Annotated in this window: 3 protein-coding genes; all 3 read right to left on the bottom strand. The window is 67.5% G+C overall.

Features of this window, described 5'->3' with window-relative positions; all coding sequences use genetic code 11:
* On the bottom strand, window positions 1–1,365 hold a 1,365-nt coding region (locus MOV74_RS34710), incomplete at its 3' end, for an ABC transporter ATP-binding protein (RefSeq protein ID WP_246931503.1).
* 8 nt (window positions 1,366–1,373) lie between these two features.
* Window positions 1,374–2,300 (bottom strand): glyoxylate/hydroxypyruvate reductase A, encoded by a 927-nt coding sequence (locus tag MOV74_RS34705; RefSeq protein ID WP_246931496.1) that lies wholly within the window; start codon window positions 2,298–2,300, stop codon window positions 1,374–1,376.
* A 13-nt stretch (window positions 2,301–2,313) separates the two neighbouring features.
* Window positions 2,314–3,121 (bottom strand): FAD-binding oxidoreductase (locus tag MOV74_RS34700; protein ID WP_246931494.1); only part of this gene is annotated, 808 nt, incomplete at its 5' end.

The following is a 3,121-nucleotide window of genomic DNA, read 5'->3' as shown; positions in this document are numbered from 1 at the left end:
GGTCAGGCCGACGCGCACGAGCAGGTCGGCGACCTTGTCGCGCGCCTGCGACGCCGAGGCGAGGCCGTTGGCCAGCAGCGGGGCCGCGATCGCCGTTCCCACCGACATGCGCGGATTGAGGCTTGCGAACGGATCCTGGAACACGATCTGCATCTGCTTGCGACAGTCGCGCAAGGTGTGGCCGTTCATGCCGAGAACGTCCTGGCCGTCGAGCAGAACCGTCCCGCTGTCCGGCTCGAGCAGCCTGAGGATCGAGCGGCCGGTCGTCGACTTGCCGCAGCCGGATTCCCCGACCAGCGCCAGCGTCTCGCCGGCGTGCAAGGTGAAGGAGACGTTCTCGACCGCGTGGACGCGGCCGGAGACCCTGCCGAGCAATCCCGAGCGGATCGGAAAGCGCGTGGTGAGATTGGCGACCTCGAGCAGCGGGCGCTCGGCGATCGAGACCGTATCAGGCGTCTCCATCGGCTCGTCCGAGGTGCCGGTCACCTTGTCGACGATCGGAAAGCGCATCGGCCGCTTGCGTCCGTCCATGGAGCCGAGGCGCGGCACGGCGGCGAGCAGCGCACGGGTGTAGGGATGCGAGGGCGCCGCGAAGATGCGCGACGTCGCGTCGGTCTCCACCGCCTGCCCGCCATACATCACCACCGTGCGATCCGCGATCTCGGCGACCACGCCCATGTCGTGGGTGATGAAGAGGATCGCCATCCCCTCTTCCTGCTGGAGCTCCTTCAACAGTTCCAGGATCTGGGCCTGGATGGTGACGTCGAGCGCGGTGGTCGGCTCGTCCGCGATCAAGAGCTTCGGCTTGCACGCCAGCGCCATCGCGATCATCACGCGCTGACGCATGCCGCCGGAAAAACGATGCGGATGTTCGTGGAAGCGCGATTTCGCGGCGGGGATGCGGACGCGGTCGAGCAAACGGATGGTCTCCGCCTCGGCCGCCGCACGCGACAGGCCGCGATGCTGGATCAGCGCCTCGGCGATCTGGAAGCCGATGGTGAGCACCGGGTTGAGGCTCGTCATCGGCTCCTGGAAGATCATGGCGACGTCGTTGCCACGGATGTCCGTCATGCCCGCTTCGGGCAGCGTCAGCAGATCGCGGCCGGCGAGCGTGACGCGGCCCTCGACGCGGCCGATCTCCTTCGGAATGAGCCGCATGATCGAAAGCGCCGTGACACTCTTGCCGGAGCCGGACTCGCCGACGATTGCCACGGTCTCCCCGGGCACGACGTCGAACGACACGTTGCGGACGACGGGAATCCATCGCCGCTCGATCATGAAGGAGGTGACGAGGCCTGAGACCGACAGCACGGGCCCCTGGTTCGCAGCAGCGGCTTGATCGGATTCTCTTGCGGCGGTGCTCATGCGAATCCCTAATAGCCCCGCGTCCGGTCGACGAGCCCCGGCAAATCCTCGCCGCGGCGGTGGCGTGCGATGACGTCGAGCACGAAATCGACGGCGGTATCCGGCGTGGTCATGCTGGCATTGTGCGGCGTCAGCAGGATGCGCGGGTGGCTCCAGAACGGATGGCCTGCGGGCAGCGGCTCGGGATCGGTAACGTCGAGAATGGCGCCGGACAGAGCGCCGCCGTCGAGGGCTGCGAGGAAATCGGCCTCGACGAGATGTGGGCCACGCCCGACATTGACCAGTCCCGCACCACGCGGCAGGCGCGCGAACAGATCCGCGTTCAGGATGCCGCGGGTCTCATCGGTCAGGGGCAGCAGGCAGACGAGAATGTCGGCCTGCGCAAGGAAGTCCGGCAAGGTGTCCATGCCCGCATGGCAGGTGACGCCCTCGATCTCGCGCGGCGAGCGGTTCCAGCCGAGCAGCGGGAAGCCGAACGCCCTGAGGCGTTCGAGCACGGCCTGGCCGAGCTGGCCGAGCCCCATCACGCCGACACTCCGCCGTTTCGCCGGCGTGATCCGGATCTCGCGCCAGACCTGCGCCTTCTGCTGGGCCATGAAGTGCAGGAGATCGCGATGCAGCGCCAGCACGGCCATGGTGACGTATTCCACCATGGTCTCGGCGATGCCGGGCTCCAGCATGCGCACCAGGGGAATGTGCGATGGAAGCTTGGTGGCGTCGAACTGGTCGACGCCGGCGCCCACCGAGAAGACCAGCTCGAGATTGGGGAACGTCGCGGCGATGTTATCGGGCGGCACCCAGGCCACCAGATAGCGCACCGCGGCGGGATCGCCGATGTCGGGCCAGAGCCGGAACGGCACGTCGGGCGCGCGCCCGGCGAAGAAGTGCGCCCACTCCGCGCCGCGAACCATGTTGGCCTTGTAAAGAACCGTCATGCCGCGAAAACTCTCAGAACGGGCTGACCGGCGCGAGCCGGCGGCCATCGATCATGCGCTTGTGGCTGTAGGGCTCGGGATCGACCAGCGGCGTCGAGCCGGTCACGATGTCGGCGGCGAGCTTGCCGGCCGCGGGGCCGATGCCAAAACCGTGGCCGGAGAAACCGGTGGCGAGGAAGAAGCCCGGCAGCGCATCGACCGGCGAGATCACCGGGATCGTATCGGGCGTGCAGTCGATCGTGCCGCCCCAGGCTTCCGCGATCTCGATGTCCTTCAGCTCCGGATTGGATTTGATCAGCGAGGCGAACGCCGCATTGACCAGCGACATATCGGGCGCGGGATCGCGCACGCGCTCGGTTTCGAACGGTGACGGCTTGTCGAAGCTCCAGCTGGTGCCGCGCATTAGCTGGTCGAAGAAGGACTTGCCGAACGACATCTTCAGTCCGTTGCGGCGATGCAGATAAGTAGGCCAGAAGGTGCGCGCATAGCGGAACAGATCGGGCGACAGCTCCACCGTGCCACGATTGCGCAGCGCCAGCGTGAAGCCGCCGTCGAGGCGGCGGCGAATGCAATAGAAGTCGGTGCCGAGCGCACCCGACGTGATCTCCGGCCCCGGCGTAGTCCGGCATGCGGTGGCGTTGACGAGGCCGATCGGCAGCTCGATGCCGTGACGGCGGCAGAACAGCGACGACCATGCGCCGCCCGAGAGCAGCACGGATTGCGTGCGGATGGTGCCCTTCTCGGTGACGACGGCGCTCACCCGTCCGCCTTGCGTCTCGAGCCCGCGCGCGGCGCAGCCCTGATGGATGGTGACGCCGTGC

Source organism: Bradyrhizobium sp. SHOUNA76 (assembly GCF_023006445.1).
Lineage (GTDB): Bacteria > Pseudomonadota > Alphaproteobacteria > Rhizobiales > Xanthobacteraceae > Bradyrhizobium.
Note: the sequence above shows the minus strand (reverse complement) of the source record. Positions and strands in the feature narration are given on the sequence as shown.